The organism is Streptomyces sp. NPDC050806, from assembly GCF_055586425.1.
On record NZ_JBVJIF010000013.1, the window covers coordinates 125,123 to 148,665 of the forward strand.

Below are 23,543 nucleotides of genomic sequence, written 5' to 3' on the forward strand. Positions count from 1 at the left end.
AGCCCTCATCCCGCTGCGGCCCCCGGCTTCCTAGCGTGAAGCCATGACGATCACTGCTGTGTCCGAGGCCCCCCTCGGCGGAGTCGCCGGCTGGGCCGCCGACTTGATGGAGAAGCTGGGCGAGCCGGGCGCGGGCCTGGCCATCGCCCTGGAGAATCTGTTCCCGCCGCTCCCGAGTGAGGTGATCCTGCCACTGGCCGGCTTCACTGCCGGCCAGGGCCGCATCAACGTCATCGCGGCCGTGGCATGGACAACGGCCGGGTCCCTGGCCGGTGCGCTGGCGCTGTATCTGCTCGGTGCGCTTTTCGGTCGCGACCGAATGCTCAACCTGGCGGGGCGGCTGCCCCTGGTGAAGGTCTCGGACGTGGAGCGGACCGAGGCGTGGTTCGCCCGGCACGGCACCAAGGCCGTGTTCTTCGGTCGCTTCGTTCCCATCTTCCGCAGCCTGATCTCCGTCCCCGCCGGAGTGGAGCGCATGCGGCTGCCGATGTTCCTCGCTCTCACTGCAGCAGGCAGCCTCGCCTGGAACACGGCTTTCATCACGGCCGGATACGCCCTCGGCTCCCGCTGGCAGCAGGTCACCGACCTGGTGGGGCTCTACTCCAAGACCGTCTTGATCAGCGTAGTGGTCACGTTCCTGGCGCTGCTGGCCCTACGGCTGCTGCGACGCGGACACGGACAGCGCCGCCGAACGTGGTGACCCCGAGGCGACCCGCAACCGCTTCCGGTCCCCGTGTCCCCTCCAGAAGCGGCTTCTCAGACCCCCGACCGCCCGCCACGTACGTACACGCCGGCCCGGGCCGCGGCCGTCGCGGCTGCGGCCGCTCGGCCGGCCGCCGCTTCGTCCAGCGGGTCGCCGCTGGCCAGTGCGCGGTAGTAGAGGGGCGCCGAGACCGCGCGGATCACCTCGTGAGGGTCGGTGCCGGCCGGTACCTCGCCGCGTTCGGCGGCCTGGCGCACGCAGGGCGCCCACTCCTCGACACGGGTCGCATAGAAGCGGTGCAGCGCCTCGGCCGCCTCCGCCTCGCTGGTGGCCGCGGCGATCACCGCCTTGAACAGCGGGCCCTGGCGCGGGTCGGTGAGGGTGCGCCGGACCAGTTCCGCGTTGGCCGTCAGGTCGCCGAGCAGTGAGCCGGTCTCCGTGCGCGGCAGGGACTGTTCGGCCATGTCCGCCAGCAGGTCGGTCACCAGGCCGACCGCGCTCCCCCACCGCCGGTACACGGTGGTCCGGCCCACGTCGGCGCGGCGGGCGACCTCGGCGAGGTCCAGCGCGGCGAGGCCGCCCTCGGCCAGCAGGTCACCGGCCGCTTCGAGTACGGCCGCCCGTACCCGGGCCGTCCGCCCGCCCGGACGGACGGTGCCCGGCTGTTCGGTACCCGGCCGTTCCGTACCCGCACTCGCCATATCGGGACTCCTGTTCCATTAACTTCCGATCCCTGCTACGGTAACGCTCACTTTAACGGCACGGCTGACCCATTAGGAACGTGCGGGGTCGCCTACGGGGAGGGACTCACCATGGAATACAGGCAGTTGGGCACCTCCGGCCTCAAGGTCCCGGCGCTGAGCTTCGGCACGGGCACCTTCGGCGGTCGCGGGCCGCTCTTCGGGGCGTGGGGGAACACCGACGCCGCGGCCGCGCGCCGGCTGGTGGACATCGCCCTGGACGCCGGGATCACCATGTTCGACACCGCCGACGTGTACTCCGGCGGCGCTTCGGAAGAGGTGCTGGGACAGGCGGTCAAGGGCCGCCGGGACCAGGTCATCCTGTCGACCAAGGCCGGGCTGCCCATGGGCGACGGGCCGAACGACGCCGGCACGTCCCGGCCGCGGCTGATCCGGGCGGCCGAGGACGCGCTGCGCCGCCTCGGCACCGACCACCTCGACCTCTTCCAGCTGCACGCGTTCGACGCGAGCACGCCGGTCGAGGAGGTCCTCGGCACCCTCGACCAGCTCGTACGGTCCGGGAAGATCCGCTACGTCGGCGTCTCCAACTTCGCCGGCTGGCAGCTGATGAAGTCCCTCTCGGCGGCCGAGAAGTACGGCTTCCCGCGGTACGTGGCGCACCAGGTCCACTACTCGCTCGTCGGCCGCGACTACGAGTGGGACCTGCTGCCGCTCGGCATCGACCAGGGCGTCGGCGCGGTGGTCTGGAGCCCGCTCGGCTGGGGCCGGCTCACCGGCAAGGTACGCCGCGGGCAGCCGCTGCCGGCCGGGAGCCGGCTGCACACGACCGCCGACTACGGCCCTCCGGTCGAGGAGGAGCGGCTGTACCGGGTGGTCGACGCGCTCGACGAGGTGGCGCGGGAGACGGGCCGGAGCGTCCCGCAGATCGCCCTGAACTGGCTGCTGCGGCGGCCGACCGTCTCCTCCGTGATCATCGGTGCGCGGAACGAGGAGCAGCTCCGTCAGAACATCGGCGCCGTCGGCTGGGAACTGACGCCGGAGCAGGTGGCCCGGTTGGACGCGGCGAGCGCGCGGACCGCGCCGTACCCCCACTTTCCGTATCAGCGCCAGGAGGGCTTCGCCCGGCTCAACCCGCCGCCGGCCGGCCTCACCCCGCCGGTCGCGGCCTGAGCCGGGGGCGGTGGAACGGATGCGGCCGGCGACCTGACGGGGCGGTCACAGGGCCGCGGTGGAGTCCCCCGCGCGGTCCACCAGGCGGGCCAGCTCCAGCCGCGAGCGCACGCCCAGCACCGCGAAGACGTTCCGCAGGTGGTGGTCGACGGTCCGGGGGCTCACCGAGAGCCGGAGGGCGACCTCCCGGTTGGTGGCGCCCTCCGCCACGCAGCGGGCGATCCGCAGCTGCTGCGGGGTGAGTTCCGCGAGCGGCCCCGCCCGCCCGGCGGCCGGCGGTTCCGCGCCGGCCGGCGCGTCCCCGGTGGCACGCAGTTCGGCGCGGGTCTGCTCGGTCCAGGCGCGGGCGCCGCACCCCTCGAAGGCGACGAGCGCATCCCGCAGCAGCCCCCGGGCGGGGCCGGGACGGCGGCGCCGCCGGAGCCACTTGCCGTGCAGCAACAGGGTACGTGCGCGCTCGAAGTCATTGACGGTGTCCTCGTGACGGGCGCGGGCCTCCTCGTAGTACGCGTCGGCCGCCGCCGGCCGCCCGCCACCGGCCCCCGCCAGCAGCGCACGGCAGCGGGCCAGTTGGGCGGGGGCCGCGGGGTCGGCGCCGAGGTCGGCCCAGACGGCGAACTCCGCGACGGCCGCACGCGCCGCGTCGGGCGCGCCCGCCTGCACCGCCGCCTCCGCGTAACAGGGCACGGCCAGCATGCGGACGGCGAAGTGGCCCTGCCGCGGGCCCGGGCGCACCAGCGGGCCGAGCCGGGCCGCGGCCTCGTCGACACGGCCGGCGCCCAGGTCGGCGCGGGCGAGCGCCCAGCCGGTGAGGGTGGCGACCTGGACCAGGCCGTGCGGCGCAGCGACGGCGGTGGCCGCCGTCGCATGGGTGGTGAGCGCGTCGGTGTCGCCCTCGACGGAGGCGACGAGGGCCAGGATCGCGTGCTGGTGGGCGGCGATGTTGCGCTGTCCGGTGCGGTGCGCGGTCCGCAGCCCCTCCTCGGCGTGGACGCGGGCCCGTGGGTGCCGGCCGGCCCGGAGTTCGCCGTAGGCAAGGTGCTCCAGGGCCTGCGGTACGAGCGTGGTGCGGCCCAGCGCGCGGGCGGCCGCGAGGGCGCGGGCGTTGACCCGGCAGGCCGCCGCGAGGTCGCCGACGACCAGCGCGGCGACCCCGGCCCGCAGCAGCACCTCGGGGTCCTCGGCCTGTTCGGTCCGTGCGAGCAGCCGGCGGAGCGGCCCGACGCCCGCATCGAGCCGCCCGCTCAGCACGGCGGCCATACCGGTGCGGTAGTCGTCGGGGAGCCGCCCGCGAACTCCCGGGGCGGCGTTCACGGGCCTCGCGCCGGGTGCGTCCGCCGGGGCATCCGCCCCGCTCCGCCCGCCGCCCAGCGCCTCCACGTACGCCGCCGCGTCACCCATGGCCCAGGCGGCCTCCGTGGCGGCGAGACGTGCGGTCAGGGCGGCTGCCGCGTCGTGGGGACCGAGGAGGGCGGCAGCGAGCAGGAGTTCCTCCCTGGCGTCGGCGACCGGGCCGTCCCGCAGGGACAGCAGGCCGTGGACGAGTTCGGCCCGGCCGCGTACCGGCAGGGCGGCGGGCAGCGCGCGCACCGGCACCAGCAGCTCACGGGCGCGGGCGGGCCGGCCCGCGAGACGCGCGTGGTCGGCCGCCTCGGTCAGCCGGGTGGCGCGGTCGGTGCCGTCCTCGGTCCGGCCCGCCGCGACGGCGAGCACCACCGAGCGTTCCTCGTGCGAGAGATACGGCCCGTCGGCCCGCGCGGCGGCGGCCAGCCGGCCGGCGAGTCCGGCGTCGGGTCCGTCCCCCGCCAGGGCGCGGTGGACCAGGTGCGGCAGCCGGAGCGCTGCGGCGTCCGCGCTCGCCGAGGCCAGGAGCGCGTGGGCGGCGCGGCGCTCGGCGAGCGGCACGGACTCGTACAGGGCGCGGCGCAGCGGCGCGCTGCCGAAGTGGAGGCGCTCCCCCTCCGTACGCACCAGCCCCGCGGCCTCCGCCGGTTCCAGGGCCGGCGCGCCGAGCCCGGCGGCCGCCGCGGCCCGCAGGACGAGTGCCGCGTCGGCACCCGGGCCCTCGGGGTGCGTTTCCTGCGCGGCGGCGGCCAGCAGCAGGAGCCGGCGGGTGGCGGGAGGCAGCTCGGCGGGGCGTGCTCCGCAGGCGCGGAGGAGCGTGGCGGGGTCGGCGAGCGGCCGGGGCAGCGGGGCGAGGCCGGCGAGCTGGGGCGGGGTGAGGCCGGCGGCGAGTTCGCCGAGCAGCCGGGGGCTGCCGTCGGCCGCGCGGGCCAGTTCCTCCCGGACGGCCGGGGCGGCACGGCCGTCGGTGAGGTCGCCGAGGAGCGCGGCCGCCGCGGGGCCGTCGAGGGGGCTGAGCCGGAGCCGGGGCAGCCCGGCGAGGGCAGGGTCGTGGGCGCGGTGGTCCGCGACCGACAGCAGCAGGCCGACGGGGTCCTGCGAGGTACGGAGGAGAGCGGCGCAACGGCCCAGTTCCGTACGGGACGGCGGGTCCCACAGGTGGACGTCGTCGACGCACAGCAGGAGGGGGCAACCGGCGGCAGCGATGCGTAACAGCCGCAGCAGAGCGCTTCGTTCGCTTCCCTGCCCGGTGCCGGCGGCCGGGCGGGCGTGCGGCCACCTGCCGGTGACCGCACGGAGGAGGGTGCGAACTCCGCCGTGCGGTCGCGCACCGTCCGCGGCGGCGGCCCGCACCAGCAGGGCGCGGCCCGGCCGGAAGTCCTGGACGGCGCGTTCGAGGAAGGCGGTACGGCCGAGGCCGGGGCCGGCCGCGCACACCAGAGCGCCTCCCGTACGGTGGTGCTCCAGGCCGCTCATGAAGGTGTGCGCGGTGGACAGTTCGGTGTCCCTGCCGTGGATCCGGAGAGGACTGCGCGCGGTCTGCGTTCCGGTCACGTCCGTCACGTTACTGGCGTGTAACCGGTCACGGAACCCCTCCGTCCGGGCGGCTCACCGGCCCCGTCCGCCTCGGGTCACGAGGTGTGCGGGCAGTTGCCCCGGTACTCCTCGATCGTCAGGCTCGGCTTGGGCAGCGGGCAGAGGAACTGCTCGTAGCGGGTGTCGTTGTCGATGAACCGCTTCAGCCACGAGATGCTGTACTTGGCGATCGTGGTGTTGGAGGTGTTCGGCGTGAAGTGCGTGGCACCGTTCAGCTCCAGGTACGCCTTGTCGAGCGCGCCGGGCAGGCTCTCGTAGAACGGCTCGGAGTGGGAAGCGACCGGGGCGATCGTGTCGCCGTCCGCGCCGACGACCAGGGTCGGAGTGGTGATCTCCGGCCAGGACTTGTCGAGGTTCCAGCCGGTCAGCGGGATCGCCGCCTGGAGGGACGGCCGGCTCTTGGCTGCCTCCAGCGTGCCGCCGCCGCCCATGGAGTGGCCCATGACGCCGAGCCGGCTGCTGTCGATCCGGGTGCGCACCGAGCTCTTCTCGGTCAAGTAGTCCAGTGCGGCGAGCAGTTGCCTTCCCCTGCTGTCGGGCTGGTCGAGCGTGGTGTTGGTGTCGATGGTGAACACCACGAAGCCCTGGGAGGCCAGTCGCGGGCCGAGCCAGGCGATGGACGACTGGTAGGCGGTGTAGCCGGGCGAGATCGCGATGGCCCCGAAGGTGCCGTCGGCGGTGGAGGTCGGGTAGTAGATGGTGCCGCCGCCGAAGCCCGTGACGCTCAGGGAGGAGACGGTGGTCTGGGAGACGGCGTACGAGCCGCGGGAGGCCTCGATGCTGGACTCCGTGGGCGCGGGGCCCCGCTCGTACGGGTTGTCCGCGGCCCCGGCGGGCACCGCCTGGGAGGTGAGCAGGCCGCCCGCGGCCAGGAGCCCGGCCAGGCCCCACCGCGTCAGGCGGGTTCTGAGCCGGCCGGGCCCCCGGCGCTCCGGAGCGCTGACGGACACACTGCTGTGCTGCTGCACGGCGAAGTTCCTCTCGGTCGCGGTCGATGACGGCTGCCACTCTCGTGCCGTGCGGCCCCCGGCACATCGGCAGAATCACCGGCCTTGGCCGGTGTCCGCGCGCCCGGCCGCCGTCAGCGCAGCCGGCCCGCGCCCGCCCGGTGTCCGACGAGCCCGGGGACGGCACGCGGGTCGTCGACACGGGTCCGCAGGGTGGGCGTCCAGCCCGCGCCGGACGTCAGCCGCTCGTCGGGGAACTCCGCGTTGTGCAGGGCGATCAGATCGTCCGGGCGGCCGTTGACGCGGTTGCCGGCCGCGGTGACCGGAGCTTCCTTCCACTTCTTCAGGACGCGGCCGGCGCCGGTGCCGGCCGGCAGGGTGAAGGCGTTCCTCTCGGCGACGAGCCGGGACTCGATGCCGATGCCGAGGCTGTAGGCGTACGCCGATTCCGGGCCCACCAGGTAGTGGTTGTTGTACGCGTCGACCTTGCCGAAGCGGACGCGCGGCGCGCGCTCGGTCACGTCGCGGAAGAGGTTGTGGTGCAGGGTGACGCGCAGCTTGCCGCGGTCGGTGGCGCCCGCGCCGTCGCTGTTCCCGATCATCAGGGTCTTGTCGTGGTCGGCGAAGACGTTCCAGGACGCGGTCACCAGGTCGGCGCCCCGCACGATGTCCAGTTCGCCGTCGTGCCGCTGGTACACCTCGCCGTAGTACGACGGCAGTGAGCTGTCGGGGTGGGCGCCGTCGGTGAAGGTGTTGTGGTCCAGCCAGGCATGGGTGGAGCCGGTGACGACCACGCTGTCGTACTCGGAGTTCCAGGCGCCCGTAGCGCCGTCGGTGGGGTCCCACTGCGGGAAGCAGTCCAGCGGGCTCTCCACGGTGAGGTTGCGGAGGACGACGTTGTCGGCGTTCTCGATCTGCAGGCTGCCACCGGTGATCCCGGCGTGCGCGCCGACGCCGATGAGGGTGGTGTCCGACGGGACGTACGCCTTGACGGCGGCTGCTTGACCGCGCTGCGAGGCGGCGCGCAGGTCCTCCTGGGCGCCGCTGACGGGCCGGTCACGGCCCCAGACCGCGGGGTCGTAGTCGGCGAGGTAGCGGGCGAAGTCGTAGCCGTCGGCCGCGAAGGAGGCACAGCCGTCGGCGGTGGCGTTCAGGGTGCCCTCGACCTTGACGATGCGCGGGGCTCCGGGGTCGTCGGCGAGCGCCGCCCGCAGCCCGTCCCAGGTCGTGACGGTGTAGGTGTGCGCCGCGTCGGCGCGGGCCCCGCCCGTCGTGCCGCCGGCGGCGGACGCCCAGCCGTCGCGCGGGGGCAGGACGTCCCGGCCGAGCAGGGCGTCCGGGCCGGGCGGTGCGGCCTGGGCCGGGCCGGTCGCGGTGAACGCGAGCAGGGCGCAGGCCGCCGCTGCGAGGGCCGCGGCGGCGGTAGGTCTCGTACGTCTCGTCATGCTCCCTCTCCTTCCGGCCAGGTGATCCAGGACGCGGGGACGTCGCCGTCGAGGCGGCGCACCGCATGCGGCGCGAGCAGCCGCTCCTCGGCCAGCCCGGCGGCGACCAGCCGGGCCACGGCGATGGCCCCGGGCGGGTTGAAGTGGGTGTTGTCCTGCTCGCTCGCGGTCCAGTTGAAGTACGCCTTGGTCTCCTCGGGGCCGAGCTTCTGCCACAGCGCGAGGGACCGCTCCTGGATGTCGAGCAGGGGCACGCCCGCCTCGGCGGCCAGCGCCCGCATCGCCGCGGGGTACTCGCCGTGGGTCGGCAGGGCGTTGCCCCCGGCGTCGAACCTGCGGCGTTCCACGGAGGTGAGCAGCACGGGCCGTGCGCCGCGGTCCCGGGCCCCGTCGAGGTACTGACGCAGGCAGTCCTGGTACGTCGTCCAGGGCTCGGTGTACCGGGCGGGGTCCTCCCTCTTCTCGTCGTTGTGGCCGAACTGGACGAGGAGCAGGTCGTCCGGGCGGAGCGCGGCGAGGACGGCGGTCAGCCGCCCCTCGTCGAGGAAACTCTTCGAACTCCGCCCGTTCACCGCGTGGTTGGCGACCGGCACGTCCCGGTGCAGGAAGAAGGGCAGTGCCATGCCCCAGCCGGTCTCGGGCGCGGCATCGGTGTATTTCTGGGCGGCGGTGGAATCGCCGGCGAGATGGAGTGCGGGCATACGGCGGTGGCCTCCTGTGGTGGCGAGGGCGGCCGGGGCCGCGGCGAACGCGAGTGGGAGTCCCGCGAGGGCCGCGGCCGGCCGGCGGCGGGCGAGGGTCACTTGTCCTGCTGCTTCCACTCGGCCTGGGCCACGTTGAACTGGTCGGCGAGCGCGTCCAGGAACGCCTTGGGCGTGGTCTTGCCGAGCAGCACCTTCTGGAAGGCGGGTTCGTTGTCGGCCTTGGAGATGGTGTTCCAGTCGGGGAGGTAGTACGGCAGGTCGACGATGTTCGTCCGGTCGCTGTTCAGCGCCTCGGCTCCGAGCCTGGTGGTCTCGGACTTCTGCACCCAGTCGTCCTCGGCGGCTTCGAGGTTGGCCGGGACGGTGCCGGCCGACTCGCTCCACTTGCTGCTGGACTCGTGCGAGGCCGCGAACTCGATGAACTTCCAGGCGGCGGCCTTGTTCTTGCCGGACTTGAAGAGGCCGAGGCCGTCGACCGGGTTGGACACCATCACCCGCGTACCGTCGTCCAGCGTGGGGTTCGGTATGCCACGGAACTTCTTCGTGCCGAGCGCCTTCACATGGTCCTGGTAGGAGCCCATGTTGTGGTTGAGCATGCCGATCTCGCCGCTGTCCCACTGCGCGACCATCTTGGTGAAGTCGTTGTTGATGTCGGCCGCCGGGGTGTTCTTCTTGTAGAGCGCGACGTACTTCTCCAGCGCCGCGACGTTCTTGGGGTCGTTGACGGTGGTGTGGAGGCCGTCCGCCTTCCAGAAGCTCGTGATGCCGGACTGGCCGTACATGGCGTCCAGCGCCTGCGCGATGGAGCCGGCGCCGCCGCGGATGGTGTAGCCGAACTTGTTGGCGCCCTTGTCGGTGAGTTTCCCGGCGGCCTCGTAGAACGCCGACCAGGTGGTGGGCGCGGGCAGGCCGGCGGCCTTGAACAGGTCGGTGCGGTAGTAGAGCACGCCGTTGGTGGCGTGCATGGGGACGGTGTAGAGCTGCTTGCCGCCCGCTGCCGAGCGGACGCTCTTGACCATGCGCGTGTTGAGCTTGCCGTCGAGCGCGCTGTCCTTCAGGCGCCCGTCGAGCGGTTCCAGCGCGCCCTGGGCGCTGATGCCGGCGAGCATGGCCGCGCCGATGCCGCCGACGTCGGGCAGGCCGCCGCCCTGGATGGCGGTGTCGTACTTGGACTGCGCCTCGGTCGCGGCGACCCCGACGTAGTCGACCTCGATGTCGGGGTGCGCCTGCTCGAAGTCCTTGATGATCTCCTTCCACACATCGGTGCGGACCCCGCCGTTGTTGTCCCAGAACGTGATCGTGCCCTTTCCGGAGCCCTCCGCGCCGGACTCGCCCGCGACGCCGCTGCCGTCGTCGCCGCAGGCGGTGGCGGTCAGCGCGAGGACCGCCGTCAGGGCGAGCGCGGCGGTCGCGCGGGAGTGCCCGGGGCTGGTGTGGGTCATGGTCGGCTCTTTCCTGTGCGTGACGGATGGAGGGATCGGTGCCGCCGCCGGTGCGGTGGCGGCGGCCGGGGCTCTGGCCAGTAAGCGCTTGCTACGGAGGTACGTCACGGCGGCTCCCAACAGGCGTACAGGGGTGTGGGGCGGTGCTCAGTCGCCCGCGGCGGGGGCGATGCGGAAGTGCGTGAAGAGCGCGGTACCGGCGGAACCCGTGCCAGTACCGGCCGGGTCGGCGGGCGCGGTGGCGAACAGGCCGAGCAGGGCGCCGACCCACCGCCAGGGCTGTGCGGCGAAGACCTGCCCGTACGGGGTCCAGCCGGCGCCCGTGTCGGCGGCGAAGCGGCAGCGGGCCTCCGGGCCGACGGTGATCCGCAGCCGGGCCTGCCCGTCGGGCGCGGGCGCGGAGTACGCCGCGTCCCGCTCCCTCCCCCACTGCCCTGACGGCGTGGGAGGTGCCCCCATGGCCACCGACTCAGCGAACCGGTGGACGAGCCGCACCGTCCCGTCCGTGCCGCGTTCCAGCCCGATCCAGCTGAACGCGTCGCCGAGGACGGCGAGCCCGGCCCTGGCGCCCGGCTCCCCGCTCTCCAGCCGCAGTGCGACCGTCACGGTGACCGGGCGCGCGGGCAGCCGCTGCGTGAGGACGTGCGGCAGCCGGCGCAGGTCGTGCGCGGCGGCGGCGCGCACGCAGGTGAGCCGCAGCCCGTCGCCGGAGTGACGTGGTGCCCAGCCGTCCTCTGGGTTGGCGGTCCACTGCCACTGGAGGCCGAACCGCCCGCCGGGGAAGTCGTCGTCGGTGGCCGGAGCGACAGGCCGTTGCGGCGGCAGGGCCGGCTTGCGGTGCTCCCGTACCGGGCTGCCGTCCTTCCCCAGCACCGGCCATCCTCCCCCACCGTCCCAGCGCATCGGCTGGAGGTGACCGACGCGCCCGTACGCACCCCGCTCCTGGAAGTGCAGGAACCAGTCCTCGCCGGCCGGGGTGCGCACCCAGCCGCCCTGGTGCGGGCCGTTGACGTCGGTGTCGCCCTGGGCGAGGACGACGCGCTCCTCGTACGGGCCGAAGAAGCAGCGCGAGCGGAAGGCGCCCTGCCAGCCGGTCGCCACGCTCCCGGCGGGCGCGAGGATCCAGAACCAGCCGTCGTGCCGGTAGAGCTTGGGGCCTTCGAGGGTGAACCAGCCGGGGATGCGGTCGGCGTCGATGATCGTGGTGCCGGCGTCGAGGACGCCGGTGGCCTCGGGGTGCATGCGGTGGCCGGTGAGCCGGTTCTTGATGCCGGAGCGGGACCGGGCCCAGGCGTGCACGAGGTAGGCCGCGCCGGTCTCCTCGTCCCACAGCGGGCACGGGTCGATCAGCCCCCTGCCCGCCTTGAGGAGGTGCGGCCGGCTCCAGGGGCCGCGTACGTCCTCGGCGTTGACCTGGAAGATGCCGTGGTCCGGGTCGCCCCAGAAGATCCAGAAGCGGCCGTCGTGGTGCCGGATCGAGGGCGCCCACACCCCGCAGTCGTGGCGCGGGACGGTGAACGCCTCCGCCGGTTCCAGCCGCTCCAGGGCGTGCCCGATCAGCGTCCAGTTGACCAGGTCGCGGGAGTGCAGCAGCGGTAGGCCCGGGGCGCGGCCGAAGCTGGAGGCGGTGAGGTAGTAGTCGTCGCCGACGCGTACGAGGTCGGGGTCGGACCAGTCGGCGGCGAGGACGGGGTTGCGGTAGGTGCCGTCGCCGCGGTCGGCGGAGAGCCGGGCGGCGTGCCGGTCGGCGGGGGTCATGCCGTCACCGCCTTCCGCGCCAGCCCTGCGGCCTCCTCGCGGGTCGGACGCCCGTCGGCGACCACTGTGACGATGCGGCGGACGACGGTCTCGCCCGGGGCGACGGATAACCGTTCGGCGTGCGCGAGCGAGGAGCCCACGCCCGGGTAGTCGGCGGCCCGGACGAACCACGGGTCGTGACGGGTCGGTTCGGTGGCACCGGCGAAGACCAGGGTCCATCCCGCGCCGCCGAGCGCAAGCCAGTCCGCGGGGCGTCCGTGCACCGCGGCCTCGCCCTCGGCGTCGGCGGTGAACACCTCGGGCACGTCGGCCTCCTTGGGGGCGCGCCAGAAAAAGCCGCCGTAGGCGGCACCGGCGCGGCCGTTGGTCGCGGGGCTGCCGAGGGACAGCGTTCCGGCGGTGGTGTTGGTGAGCGAGAAGGTGAAGTCCAGCGCCCAGGCGGTGCCGGTCAGCGCGGTGGCCGCGACGGTGCGCCGCTCGCGCAGCAGCTCCTCCTCCCCCACGCTCCAGCTCAGCTCCTGCACGAAGCCGTCGGGGTCACGGAGGTTGAAGGCGGTATGGCGCTGCACGCCGTGGTTGTCCAGTTCCACCGGGCCGCGGTCGCGTACGTAGGTACGGCCGCCCCAGAAGTTGTGGCCCGCCACGTCGGGGACGGCGATGCCCACGCCGAGGTGGTGCGGGTGATCGGCGGGCATCAGCTCGGTGACGGGCGTGCCGCGCAGGGTGGTCACGGGGTGCAGATACGGACGCGGCGCGAGCCGGGCGTCGAGCGCCGGCCGGTAGGCGTACCGGGCAACGGGGCGTCCGGCGCAGCACAGGGTGAGGGGCGGGGTCGTACGGGGCGCGGTCATCCGCAGCGCACCTCCTGCGGGAGCGCCCAGTGGGCGCCGAGTTCGGAGTAGAGGGAGAGGGTGTCGGCACTGGCGGCGACCAGGCCGTCGATGCCGGGGACGATGCGGCGGACGGTGCTGCCGTCGGCCGTCGTGCCGGGGGTTGTGTGCCAGGCGTCCGGGGGCAGCGGCGCCGGGTCCGGGGCGCAGCGCACCGCTTCGAGGACGCGCATGAAGGCGCCGGTGGCGGCGGGCGGTACGAGCAGCGGGGTGCCGTCGGTGAGGTGGGCGAGGAGGTTCTCCAGCAGGTCGGTGCGGCCGTAGGTGGTCTCCTCGGGGGCGTGGCCCGCGCGCTGGAGCAGGACGCGGTCCTGCTTGTACCAGAAGGTGAGGCGGCCGCGGGTGCCGTGGACCACGACGTACGGCTCGGCGGCCGTCTCGGCGCAGAGGGTCGCGGCGACCGTGACGCGGCTGCCGTGTGCGGTGGTGACGCGGACGCAGGAGGTGTCGTCGGATTCGATGGCGTGGGCCCGGAAGAGTTCGGTCTCGACGTGGGTGACGTCCTCGGCGGCGGTGCTGCCGTCCAGTGCGAGGGCGGTGGCGACGGCGTGTGCGAGCGGGTTGGTGAGGACCCCGTCCAGCACGTCGGTGCCGTCGAGCCTACGGCGGCCCGCCCAGGGGGCGCGGCGGAAGTACGCCTCGTCGCGTACCCAGGCTCCGGCGGCGCCGATGCCGGCCGGTTCGCCGATCGTGCCGTCGGCCAGCAGGCGACGGACGGCCGGGAGGGCGTGCGAGCCGAGCGACTGGAAGCCGATGTTGCAGGCGGTGCCCGCCGCTTCGACGCCGTCCGCGAGCCGCCGGAACTCGGCGCAGGAGGGCGCGGGCGGTTTCTCGACGAGCAGGTGGACGCCGTGCCGGGCGGCGGTCAGTGCCAGGTCGGCGTGGGTGGGGATGGGCGTGCAGAGGACGGCGACGCGGGCGCCGGTGGCGGCGAGCAGGGTCTCGAAGTCGTCGGACTGCGCGACGGTCCCGAAGCCGTCGAGTTCGGCGGCGGTCAGCGGGGTCAGGTCGCAGACGCCGGCGAGGCGGACCGTGCCCTGCCCGGCCAGCCGGCGGAGGTTGGCGAGGTGCCACCGGCCGTGGCCGCGGGCGCCCACCAGGACTACGGGTACGGGGAGTTGTGGTGGCGCGGTGGCGGTCATCCCTTCACCGCCCCCGCGCTGAAGCCGGTGATCAGCCACTTCTGGATGTACGCGAAGACGATCACCACCGGTACGGCCGCGATGACACCGCCGGCGGCGAGCGCGCCGAGGTCGACGCTGTCCGCGCCCATCAGGGTGTTCAGGCCGACGGGGATGGTCTGCTTCTCCTGGTTGCTGAGGAACATCAGCGCGAAGAGGAAGTGGTTCCAGGCGTGCACGAAGGCGAAGGAGCCCACGGCGACCAGGCCGGGCCGCAGCAGGGGCAGGACGACGACCCGGAAGGCCCGCATCCGGCCGCAGCCGTCGACCCAGGCGGCCTCCTCCAGCGCGTACGGCACGTTCTTGATGAAGCCGCTGATCAGGATCATGGACAGCGGGAGCTGGAAGACGGTCTCCGCGAGGATGACGCTGCCCAGCGAGTTGATCATCCGCAGCTCGGCGAAGATCTGGAACAGCGGCACCAGCAGCAGCGCCCCGGGCACGAACTGGGAGCACAGCAGGGCCAGCATGAAGCCCTTCTTGGCGCGGAAGTCGAAGCGCGCGAGCGCGTAGCCGCCGGCCAGTGCGACGAGCGTGGTGAGCACCAGGGTGGCGATGCCGATGAGCACGCTGTTCTGGAAGTACGTCGCGAAGCTGCGCTCGGTCCACACCTTCGCGAAGTGCTCGAAGGTGACGGGCCAGGGCACCAGGGAGGTGGAGCCGGCCGGGCGGAGGGCGAAGAGCAGGATCCAGTAGAAGGGGACGAGCGTGAAAAGGAGGTAGAGGGCGAGCGGCAGGTGGATCTGCCAGCGGGGCGCCTGGTCCCAGGCCCGCTTCTTTCCGGTCTTCACGGCCGTTCCGACGAGCAGTGTGGTCACTTGTCGTCACCTCCGAACTTGCTGAGCCGCAGGTAGACGAGCGAGCAGAAGAGCAGGATCACGAACGCGACGGTGGTCAGCGCGGAGGCGTATCCAAAATTGTGCGCGTCGACGGAGGTGTTGGCGATGTAGAGCGGCAGGGTGGTGGTCTCCCCCGCCGGGCCGCCGCCGGTCAGGGTGTAGAGCAGGTCGACGTTGTTGAACTCCCACACCGCGCGCAGCAGCGTGGAGAGGATGATGGCGTCCTTCAGGTGCGGGAGTGTGATGTGGAAGAACTGCCGGAACCGGCTCGCGCCGTCCACCTCGGCCGCCTCGTAGAGGTCCTTCGAGACGGACTGCAGGTCGGCGAGGATGAGGATGGCGAAGAAGGGCACCCCGCGCCAGAGGTCGGCGACGACGACGGCCGGGAAGACGGTGGCGGTGTCGGAGAGCCAGGAGGTGCCGTACTCCCCGATGCCGGCGTCGGCGAGGTAACGGCTGATGCCGGTCTGGGAGTTGTAGAGCAGCACCCAGATGGCGGAGGTGAGGACGCCGGAGACGGCCCAGGGCGAGAAGACCAGGGCGCGGGCCAGCGCCCGGCCGGCGAAGGTCTGGTTGACGATCAGGGCGAGGGCCAGTCCGAAGAGCAGCTGGAGCCCGACCTCGACGACGACCCACTTCAGGCTGAAGGTCAGGGTGCCCCAGAAGAGCGGGTCGCCGGTGAAGATCTCGGTGAAGTTGTCCAGCCCCGCGAAGCCGTTCCGCCACGGCTTGGTGGGGTTGGCGTGCTGGAGGGCGGTCCAGAAGACGCTGAGCACCGGGTAGGCGATGAAGCCCAGCATCAGCAGGGCCGCGGGCGCGATGAGCAGGTACGGCAGCCGGCGGGGATGCGTGCCGGTGCCCCGACGGGGGCGCTTGGGCGGCGGCGGTGCCCCGTGGCGGCTTCTGGGCGGTGACTCGGCCACGGCTGCGGCTTGGGCCATGACGCTTCTCCGTTCTGGCTAACCGGGAAGGAGGACAGTGTTCGGGATATCGGCCATGGCGGTGCGCCGATCGGAGGGTGCGAGGCGGGCGGTGCCGGGCGGCTCAGCCCGCGTACGGATCGGGCACCGTGCCGGGGCGGGCCAGGAAGGCGAAGTCGCAGCCGGTGTCGGCCTGGGTGATCTGCTCGGCGTAGAGCGCGCCGTAGCCACGCTCGTACCGCTCCGCCGGGGGCGTCCACGCGGCCCGGCGCTCCGCCAGCTCCTCGTCGGACACCTCCAGGCGCAGGGTGCGCGCGGCGACGTCGAGGGTGATGGGGTCGCCGCTGCGGACGAGGGCGAGCGGGCCGCCCACGTAGGACTCGGGGGCGATGTGGAGCACGCAGGCGCCGTAACTGGTGCCGCTCATCCGGGCGTCGGAGATCCGCACCATGTCCCGCACGCCCTGCTTCAGGAGGTGGTCGGGGATCGGCAGCATGCCGTACTCGGGCATGCCGGGGCCGCCCTTGGGCCCGGCGTTGCGCAGTACGAGCACGTGGTCGGCGGTGATGCCGAGCGCCGGGTCGTTGATGGTGCGCTGCATCGCCCGGTAGTCGTCGAAGACGACGGCGGGTCCGGTGTGCCGGAGCAGGTGGGGTTCGGCGGCGATGTGCTTGATGACCGCGCCGTCCGGGCAGAGGTTGCCGCGCAGTACCGCGACGCCGCCCTCGGCCGCGACCGGGTTCGCCCGGGTGCGGATGACGTCGTCGTCGTGGACGAGGGCGCCGGCCAGCTGTTCCCGGAGCGTCGGGTGGGCGACGGTGGGCCGGTCCAGGTGGAGCAGGTCGGTGATCCTGGCGAGGAAGCCGGGCAGCCCGCCCGCGAAGTGGAAGTCCTCCATGAGGTACGGGCCGCCGCCGGGGCGGACGTTGGCCAGCACCGGCACCTTGCGGGCGATCCGGTCGAAGTCGTCCAGGGTCAGCCGCACCCCGGCCCGGCCGGCCATCGCGATCAGGTGGATCACCGCGTTGGTCGAGCCTCCGAGGCCGAGGACGGTAGTGACGGCGTCCTCGAAGGCCTCCGCGGTCAGGAGGTGCGACAGCCGTACGTCCCGGCGGACGAGGTCGACGACGCGAATGCCGGAGGCCGCGGCCATCCGGTCGTGCCCGGAGTCGACGGCCGGTATGGAGGAGGCGCCGGGCACGGTGACGCCCAGGGCCTCGGCCGCTGCGGTCAGGGTGGAGGCGGTGCCCATCGTCATGCAGTGGCCGGGTGAGCGCGCCAGGCCGCTCTCCAGCTCGGCCAGTTCGCAGTCGCCGATGAGGCCCGCGCGCTTGTCGTCCCAGTACTTCCACATGTCGGTGCCGGAGCCGAGCGTCTCGCCGCGCCAGTGCCCGGGGAGCATCGGCCCGGCGGGCACGAAGACGGTGGGCAGGTCGACGCTGGCGGCGCCCATCAGCAGCGCGGGCGTGGACTTGTCGCAGCCGCCGAGCAGCACCGCTCCGTCGACCGGGTAGGAGCGCAGCAGCTCCTCGGTCTCCATCGCGAGCAGGTTGCGGTAGAGCATCGGGGTGGGCTTCTGGAAGGTCTCGCTGAGCGTGGCGACCGGGAACTCCAGCGGGAAGCCGCCGGCCTGCCACACCCCGCGCTTGACCGCCTGCGCGCGGTCCCGCAGATGCTGGTGGCAGGGGTTGATGTCGGACCAGGTGTTGAGGATCGCGACGACGGGCTTGCCGAGATGCTCCTCGGGCAGATAGCCGAGCTGCCGGGTGCGGGCGCGGTGGCTGAAGGAGCGCAGGCCCTGCGTGCCGTACCACTGGTGGCTCCGGTACTCCTCCGGGCGTCTCATACCGACCACCCGGCGGCGAGTGCCGCGACTTCAGCGCGCTGCTCCTCCGGCAGTGGCTTGCTCGGTGGCCGGACGTCGCGGCGGCACAGGCCGAGCGAGGCCAGCGCCTCCTTGACCACGGTCACGTTGTTGGCGGAGCCGTTCGCGCCGCGCAGCTCCTCGAAGCGGCGGATCTGTTCCCAGACCTTCATCGCGGCCGGGTAGTCGCCCGCCCTGAGTGCTTCGAGCATGTGCAGCGACACCGCCGGTGCGACGTTCACGAGCCCGGAGGTGAAGCCGGTGGCACCGGCGGAGAAGTACGAGGGGGCGTACGGCTCGGCGAGGCCCGCGATCCACACGAAGCGTTCGAGGCCGGCGTCGCGCGCGAAGGCGGCGAAGTGCGCGGCGTCCGGTACGGCGTACTTCACGCCGATGACGTTGGGGCAGACGTCGGCGAGTTCGGCGAGCCGTGCGCCGCTCAGGGCCGGGTTGCGCAGGTAGGGGACGACGCCCAGTTCGGGTACGGCCTCGGCGATCGCCCGGTGGTAGTCGACCCAGCCGCCCTCCGAGACGTACGGGTGGACGGGCTGATGCACCATCACCAGCTGCGCGCCGACGTCGCGGGCGTGGCGCGCGGCGGCCACCGCCGTCGGCACGTCGTGGCCGATGCCGACCAGGACGGTGGCACGGCCGTCGGCTTCCTCGACGGTCAGCTCGGTGACGGCGCGCCGCTCGTCGGGGGTGAGGGCGTAGAACTCGCCGGTGTTGCCGTTCGGGGTCAGGGTCCGTACGCCGCCGTCGAGGAGCCGGCGCAGCAGGGCGCGGTGCGCGTCGGTGTCGAGGGTGCCGTCCGCCGTGAACGGGGTGACCGGGATGGCCACGACATCGGCTAGTGCCGCCCGGTGGTTCTCGTACGCGGCCGCTGTCATTCCTGCGTCCCTCCTCCGGTGGGGGCCTCGTCCGTGGCGGGGAAGGCCCGCTCGACGAAGGAGGCGATGTGGGTGTGGACCGCGCGGGCCGCGCCGTCGGCGTCGCCGGCCGCGGCCAGCCGGAGGATCTCCTCGTGCTCGGCGGCCTCCCGCTCCCAGGACGGCACGGCCGCCCAGGCGACGGTGGAGACGAGGGCCGCCTGGTCGCGGACCTCGTCGAGCATCCGGGTCAGCAGTGGATTGCCGCACGGCAGGTAGAGGGCGCGGTGGAAGTCGCGGTTGGCGAGCGACCGGTCGGCGGGGTCGGCCGCCTCGGCCGCCCGGGCCAGCGCGGTACGGGCGGCCTCGACGGAGGCGGCGCCGCGCACGGTGCGGCGGACCGCCTCCGGTTCCAGCAGCAGCCGTACGTCGTAGACCTCGCGTGCCATGGCCGCGTCGACCGTCCGGACGGTGACGCCCTTGTACTGGCTCATGACGACGAGCCCGGTGCCGGCGAGGGTCTTCAGCGCCTCGCGCACCGGGGTCTTGGACACCCCGTACTGAGCGGCGAGTTCGGTCTCCACCAGCGACTGGCCGGGGCTCAACTGCCCAGTGAGGATGCGGTGTTTGACCGCCTCCAGCACGTACTGCGTGCGGGAGGGGATCGGGGCGGGGGCGAAAGTCATGGGCGGCCGCTCTCAGTTCTCATATCTCGCGCATCACGTCTCGTATATGACGTATGAAGTACGACGCGATGAAGCTAGAGCGACCCGGAGGGTTCGTCAACGCTTCTGACAGAGAACGGGGAAAGAGCGGCCGCCCACGGCCTACTGGCCCTGGATCAGGGTCAGTTGTACGAGATGTCGGACGTCGAGTAGCGGCAGTAGGTGCCGTCCGGGCCGCTGCCCGTCTCGACCGGCTCGTCGCCGTTGTCGTTGCCGGTGTAGCGCACGCACGGCTTGATCTTCTTGCTGCTGTCGCCGTGGATGCGGATGCTCCTCAGCGTGGCGGTGTCCCCGTAGTTGGTGTTGATGCCGACCAGGGACTTGCCCGGCGCGGTCACGTCCACGTCGCTGACGCTGATGGTGCGCTTGTACTGGGTCGAGCAGTTGCCGCAGCTGCGCACCAGCTTGCCGAAGTCGGAGACCTGGAAGCCGCTGATGTTCAGCTTGCCCGCGCCGTTGAACTGGAAGACCTTGTCGTCGGCCTTCTTCGCGCCGCCGCCGGTGACGGTGTACGTGGCGCCGGAGGAGGTGCCCTTGAAGGAGGCGGCGTCCTCGCCGACGTCCTCCCACCACACGTTCTGGAGGGTGCAGCTGCCGGAACAGTGGACGCCGTCGGCGGCCGGCGAGCCGATGACGACGTTCTTGAGCACCGCGCCGTCCTTCAGCTTGAAGATCGGATCCTGGCCCTCCTCCTGCCCGTCGCCGCCGAGGTCGCCGCTGCCGTAGAACCGCTTGAGGCCGCCGTCGTAGGTACCGGACACCTCGATGGTCTTGCTCACCGCCTGGCTGCCGCCCGGCGTCGGCCAGTCGGCGGCGGCGTTCGCCGTGCCGGTCAGCGAGGTGGCGAGGAGGGCCGCGCCGGTCAGTCCGGCCGCGGTGATCCCGCCGAGCACCGCCTTCCGGCGGGCGATCGTCCTGCGGTGTCGGCCGGCGGGTCGCCGTGCTGCTGATGTCATGTCCAATGCCTCTCGATGGGGGGTGACGTCGGTGCGGGTGAGACCCACGCCGTGCTGTCGCCACCGGAGGCGGAAGGGGTTGCCGGGGCCCAGGATTTTTTTCCTCAGCCGCGCCGGGGTGCGAAGTCGCCGCGTACCGCGGCTCGTTCGTCGCCGTACCGCGCGGTGGCCGTGTAGCCGTCGGCGCCGGCGTCCCGGCCGCCGCGCGCGTGGTCGTACTGCCCCGCGAAGACATGCCGTCCCCCGGGCACCGTACGGCCGTCCTTCAGCGTCCAGCGGTAGACCAGGAAGCCACCCTCGGGCCGTACGGTGAAGGTGAAGTCCTCCTCGGGCAGCGTGCGCCACGCGCCGGTCGACCGCACTCCCCCGGTACGCGCGACGCGCAGCTCCACGGTCAGCGCGGTGAGCGGCTTCGCCGTCTGCAGGGTCACATTGCTCTGGGCCCAGAAGTCGTTGCTGTGCGGGTCGACGGAGCCGTCGCTCCAGAGCGGGCCGTCCTCGGTGCGGGCACCGTCCCGGGTGTCACCGGGCGCGGGCGAGCCGCTCGGCACGGGCGGGGCGCTGTGTGCGGGCGGGGCCGCGCGCTCACTCCGGCCGCCGCTGCCGTGGTCGTCCAGCACCGCGGACACGCCGAAGCCGCCGGCCGCCAGGACCCCGGCGACGGCGGCCGTCGCGCCCGCGATCCGCAGCCAGGGCGCCGTACGGCCCGAACGCCCCGCCACGGGCCGGTCGGGCACGGTCATGCCGCGCTCGACGCGCGCCCACATCCGTTCCCGGTCCGGGCGGTGGGCCGCCGCGGCCTGCCGCAGCCGGCGGCGCACCTCGTCCATCACGTCCTCCTGCCGACGAGTTCTCCCGCGGCGCGGGCACCCAGCAGCCGTTCCAGCTGCGCCATCCCCTTGGAGGTCTGGCTCTTCACCGTACCGACCGAGATGCCGAGGGCGAGCGCGGTCTCCCGCTCGGACAGGTCGAAGGCGTGCCGCAGCACGACACAGGCCCGCTTGCGGAAGGGCAGGGTGCGCAGCGCCTGCTGTACGTCGATGACGGCGGGCACGTCCGGCGCGTCGGCGTGCTCGGAGCACTGCGCCCAGAACAGCGCGATCCGGCGGCGTTCCCGGATGGCGCTGCGGATGTGACTGCGGGCCAGGTTGGCGACGACACCACGGGCGTACGCGGCGGGGTGGTCGGCGGCGCGGACCCGGTCCCAGCGGTGCCAGAGCGCGACCAGCGCGTCCGCCGCCAGGTCGTCGGCGCCTTCGGTGTCGCCGGTCAGCAGCCGGGCGAGCCGGCCGAGTTCGGCGTAGTGGCGCTCGAAGAACACGCGGAACTCCGTGGCGGCGTCGGCGGGCGCGGCCACTGCTCCGTCCACGGACCTGTTCACCCACCCTCCCCCTTGTTCGGGATTTCGACCACTCCTCGGCATGGCGAACACAGGCTAGGGGCGGCCCGGGCCCCGGGCAACCGTCCGGAAGGCCCGCTCCGGATCAGGGGGCGGTGGCGGCGATGACGGCAACGGCGGCAACCCTTCCGGGCGCTGCGCCCACCGGAGCACGCGGGAGCCCTCCCGTACCCCACCCGCACCGCACGCCAGGAGGCAACGTGCAGCATCACCGACTCCCCCGCCCCCGGCGGAGACAGCGCAGCGACCGCCGCCGCGCCCTGGTCACCGCCGTGGTGGCCGGCACGCTCGCCGCGGCCGGTCTCGCCGCGCTCCCGGACACCGCGTCCGCCGCCCCCGTCCGGCAGGCCGAGAAGCTCGACCGCGGCGTGGTCAGCGTCCACACCAGCGGCGGCAATCTGGTCAGCTGGCGCTGGCTCGGCACCGACCCGGACAACGTCTCCTTCAACGTTTACCGGGCCGGCACCAAGGTCAACTCCACCCCCGTCACCGATTCGACGAACTACTTCCACGCGGGCGCGCCCGAACAGGCCGACTACACGGTCCGCGCCGTCGTCGGCGGCGTCGAGCAGAGCGACTCGGTGCACGCCGTGCAGTTCCGCGCCGGCTACAAGGACGTACCGATCACTCCCCCGGCGGGCGGCACCACCCCGGACGGCGTGGCGTACACCTACGAGGCCAACGACGCGTCGGTGGGTGACCTCGACGGCGACGGCGCGCTGGACTTCGTACTGAAGTGGCAGCCCACCAACGCCAAGGACAACTCCCAGTCCGGCTACACCGGCAACACCGTCGTCGACGGCATCAGGCTCGACGGCACCCGGCTCTGGCGTGTCGACCTGGGCCGCAACATCCGCTCCGGGGCGCACTACACGCAAGTCCAGGTGTACGACTACGACGGCGACGGCCGGGCCGAAGTCGCGATGAAGACCGCCGACGGCACGATCGACGGGCAGGGCAAGGCGATCGGCAGCGCCTCCGCCGACCACCGCAACGGCAGCGGGTACGTGCTGTCCGGACCCGAGTACCTGACCATGTTCGACGGCCGGACGGGCGCCGCGATGGGCACCACCGACTACGTACCCGCGCGCGGCAACGTCGCCTCGTGGGGAGACAGTTACGGCAACCGCGTGGACCGCTTCCTCGCCGGCACCGCCTACCTGGACGGCTCCCGGCCCTCCCTGATCATGGCACGCGGCTACTACACCCGCAGCGTGATCGCCGCCTGGGACTGGCGCAACGGGGCCTTCACCCGGCGCTGGACCTTCGACACCGACTCCTCCACCAACAAGGGCAAGGGCTACGACGGGCAGGGCTCGCACAGCCTCTCCGTCGGCGACGTGGACGGCGACGGCAAGGACGAGGTCGTCTACGGCGCGATGGCGGTGGACGACAACGGCAACGCGCTGTGGACCACGAAGACCGGCCACGGCGACGCCCAGCACCTCGGTGACCTGGACCCGGGCACGGCGGGCCTGGAGTACTTCAAGGTCTCCGAGTCCACCGGCCAGCCCGCCGAGCTGTACATCGATCCCAGGAACGGCTCGGTCCGCTGGAAGCTCGCCTCCTGCTGCGACAACGGGCGCGGCGTCGCCGGTGACATCTGGTCCGGCAACGACGGGGCCGAGGTGTGGTCCGCCTCCGACACGCAGATACGCGACGAGGCCGGCGCCGCCAAGGGCCGCGAGCCGTCCTCGGCGAACTTCCTCAGCTGGTGGGACGGGGACACCACCCGCGAACTGCTGGACGGCACCCACATCGACAAGTACGGCACCGGCGGTGACACCCGGCTGCTGACCGGCGCGTCGGTGTCCTCGAACAACGGCACCAAGGCGACCCCGGTGCTGTCCGGCGACATCCTGGGCGACTGGCGCGAGGAGGCCGTCTGGCGCACCTCCGACAACCGCAACCTGCGGATCTACTCGACGCCGCACGTGACCGGCACCAGGATCACCACGCTGCTGTACGACACCATGTACCGCACCGGCCTGGCCTGGCAGAACTCCGGCTACAACCAGCCGCCGCACCCGAGCTTCTTCCTCGGCGCCGGCATGGGGACACCGCCCCGGCCGGGGATCACCACTCCGTAA

The 23,543-nt window shown here is 73.1% G+C and carries 20 protein-coding genes; 3 read left to right on the forward strand and 17 right to left on the reverse strand.

Going from position 1 to position 23,543, the window contains the following annotated elements:
* Positions 1 to 43 precede the first annotated feature (43 nt).
* Positions 44 to 700 carry a DedA family protein gene (locus ACZ6WH_RS35095; RefSeq protein ID WP_469733695.1) on the forward strand — a complete coding sequence of 219 codons (657 nt, stop codon included), beginning with the start codon at positions 44 to 46 and terminating at the stop codon, positions 698 to 700.
* A gap of 56 nt (positions 701 to 756) precedes the next feature.
* On the opposite strand, the gene ACZ6WH_RS35100 is transcribed toward ACZ6WH_RS35095, so the two are convergent.
* Positions 757 to 1,404 carry a TetR/AcrR family transcriptional regulator gene (locus ACZ6WH_RS35100; protein ID WP_469733697.1) on the reverse strand — a complete coding sequence of 216 codons (648 nt, stop codon included), beginning with the start codon at positions 1,402 to 1,404 and terminating at the stop codon, positions 757 to 759.
* A 111-nt stretch (positions 1,405 to 1,515) separates the two neighbouring features.
* On the opposite strand from ACZ6WH_RS35100, the gene ACZ6WH_RS35105 reads away from it, so the two are divergent.
* Entirely contained in the window at positions 1,516 to 2,574 is a 1,059-nt protein-coding gene (locus ACZ6WH_RS35105; RefSeq protein ID WP_469733699.1) for an aldo/keto reductase, read from the forward strand.
* A 45-nt stretch (positions 2,575 to 2,619) separates the two neighbouring features.
* Here the strand turns inward: ACZ6WH_RS35105 and ACZ6WH_RS35110 are convergent, their stop codons facing one another.
* The 16 genes from ACZ6WH_RS35110 to ACZ6WH_RS35185 form a co-directional block, all read right to left on the reverse strand.
* On the reverse strand, positions 2,620 to 5,472 hold the full coding sequence (locus ACZ6WH_RS35110; protein WP_469733701.1) for a LuxR C-terminal-related transcriptional regulator: 2,853 nt from the start codon (positions 5,470 to 5,472) through the stop codon (positions 2,620 to 2,622).
* A 77-nt stretch (positions 5,473 to 5,549) separates the two neighbouring features.
* A complete protein-coding gene (gene bdeA, locus ACZ6WH_RS35115; protein ID WP_469733702.1) occupies positions 5,550 to 6,482 on the reverse strand; it encodes a bis(hydroxyethyl) terephthalate hydrolase in 933 nt (310 codons plus the stop codon).
* 113 nt (positions 6,483 to 6,595) lie between these two features.
* Positions 6,596 to 7,906, reverse strand: coding sequence for a pectate lyase family protein (locus ACZ6WH_RS35120; RefSeq protein WP_469733704.1), 1,311 nt, complete (start codon positions 7,904 to 7,906; stop codon positions 6,596 to 6,598).
* Complete coding sequence (locus ACZ6WH_RS35125; RefSeq protein ID WP_469733706.1) at positions 7,903 to 8,709, reverse strand: rhamnogalacturonan acetylesterase; 807 nt, start codon at positions 8,707 to 8,709, stop codon at positions 7,903 to 7,905. The genes ACZ6WH_RS35120 and ACZ6WH_RS35125 overlap by 4 nt, the downstream gene beginning before the upstream one ends.
* Positions 8,706 to 10,052, reverse strand: a complete 1,347-nt coding sequence (locus ACZ6WH_RS35130) for an ABC transporter substrate-binding protein (RefSeq protein WP_469733708.1) — start codon at positions 10,050 to 10,052, stop codon at positions 8,706 to 8,708. Before ACZ6WH_RS35130 ends, ACZ6WH_RS35125 begins: the two co-directional genes overlap by 4 nt.
* 147 nt (positions 10,053 to 10,199) lie before the next feature.
* A complete protein-coding gene (locus tag ACZ6WH_RS35135) occupies positions 10,200 to 11,810 on the reverse strand; it encodes a glycoside hydrolase family 43 protein (protein WP_469733710.1) in 1,611 nt (536 codons plus the stop codon).
* Positions 11,807 to 12,661 (reverse strand): DUF6807 domain-containing protein, encoded by an 855-nt coding sequence (locus ACZ6WH_RS35140; RefSeq protein WP_469733712.1) that lies wholly within the window; start codon positions 12,659 to 12,661, stop codon positions 11,807 to 11,809. Before ACZ6WH_RS35140 ends, ACZ6WH_RS35135 begins: the two co-directional genes overlap by 4 nt.
* Positions 12,658 to 13,842 carry a Gfo/Idh/MocA family protein gene (locus tag ACZ6WH_RS35145; protein WP_469733714.1) on the reverse strand — a complete coding sequence of 395 codons (1,185 nt, stop codon included), beginning with the start codon at positions 13,840 to 13,842 and terminating at the stop codon, positions 12,658 to 12,660. Before ACZ6WH_RS35145 ends, ACZ6WH_RS35140 begins: the two co-directional genes overlap by 4 nt.
* On the reverse strand, positions 13,839 to 14,699 hold the full coding sequence (locus ACZ6WH_RS35150; RefSeq protein ID WP_469733716.1) for a carbohydrate ABC transporter permease: 861 nt from the start codon (positions 14,697 to 14,699) through the stop codon (positions 13,839 to 13,841). Before ACZ6WH_RS35150 ends, ACZ6WH_RS35145 begins: the two co-directional genes overlap by 4 nt.
* Positions 14,696 to 15,661, reverse strand: coding sequence for a carbohydrate ABC transporter permease (locus tag ACZ6WH_RS35155; RefSeq protein WP_469733718.1), 966 nt, complete (start codon positions 15,659 to 15,661; stop codon positions 14,696 to 14,698). Before ACZ6WH_RS35155 ends, ACZ6WH_RS35150 begins: the two co-directional genes overlap by 4 nt.
* 103 nt (positions 15,662 to 15,764) lie before the next feature.
* Positions 15,765 to 17,486: an L-arabinonate dehydratase gene (gene araD, locus ACZ6WH_RS35160; RefSeq protein ID WP_469733719.1), complete on the reverse strand. Its 1,722-nt coding sequence runs from the start codon at positions 17,484 to 17,486 to the stop codon at positions 15,765 to 15,767.
* Positions 17,483 to 18,394, reverse strand: coding sequence for a dihydrodipicolinate synthase family protein (locus ACZ6WH_RS35165; RefSeq protein ID WP_469733721.1), 912 nt, complete (start codon positions 18,392 to 18,394; stop codon positions 17,483 to 17,485). Before ACZ6WH_RS35165 ends, araD begins: the two co-directional genes overlap by 4 nt.
* Complete coding sequence (locus ACZ6WH_RS35170) at positions 18,391 to 19,059, reverse strand: GntR family transcriptional regulator (RefSeq protein ID WP_469733723.1); 669 nt, start codon at positions 19,057 to 19,059, stop codon at positions 18,391 to 18,393. The genes ACZ6WH_RS35165 and ACZ6WH_RS35170 overlap by 4 nt, the downstream gene beginning before the upstream one ends.
* Before the next feature lie 161 nt (positions 19,060 to 19,220).
* Positions 19,221 to 20,054, reverse strand: coding sequence for a pectate lyase (locus ACZ6WH_RS35175; protein ID WP_432851114.1), 834 nt, complete (start codon positions 20,052 to 20,054; stop codon positions 19,221 to 19,223).
* A gap of 104 nt (positions 20,055 to 20,158) precedes the next feature.
* On the reverse strand, positions 20,159 to 20,884 hold the full coding sequence (locus tag ACZ6WH_RS35180) for a hypothetical protein (RefSeq protein ID WP_469733726.1): 726 nt from the start codon (positions 20,882 to 20,884) through the stop codon (positions 20,159 to 20,161).
* A complete protein-coding gene (locus tag ACZ6WH_RS35185) occupies positions 20,884 to 21,435 on the reverse strand; it encodes a SigE family RNA polymerase sigma factor (RefSeq protein WP_469733728.1) in 552 nt (183 codons plus the stop codon). Before ACZ6WH_RS35185 ends, ACZ6WH_RS35180 begins: the two co-directional genes overlap by 1 nt.
* 218 nt (positions 21,436 to 21,653) lie before the next feature.
* On the opposite strand from ACZ6WH_RS35185, the gene ACZ6WH_RS35190 reads away from it, so the two are divergent.
* Positions 21,654 to 23,543, forward strand: coding sequence for a rhamnogalacturonan lyase (locus ACZ6WH_RS35190; protein WP_469733730.1), 1,890 nt, complete (start codon positions 21,654 to 21,656; stop codon positions 23,541 to 23,543).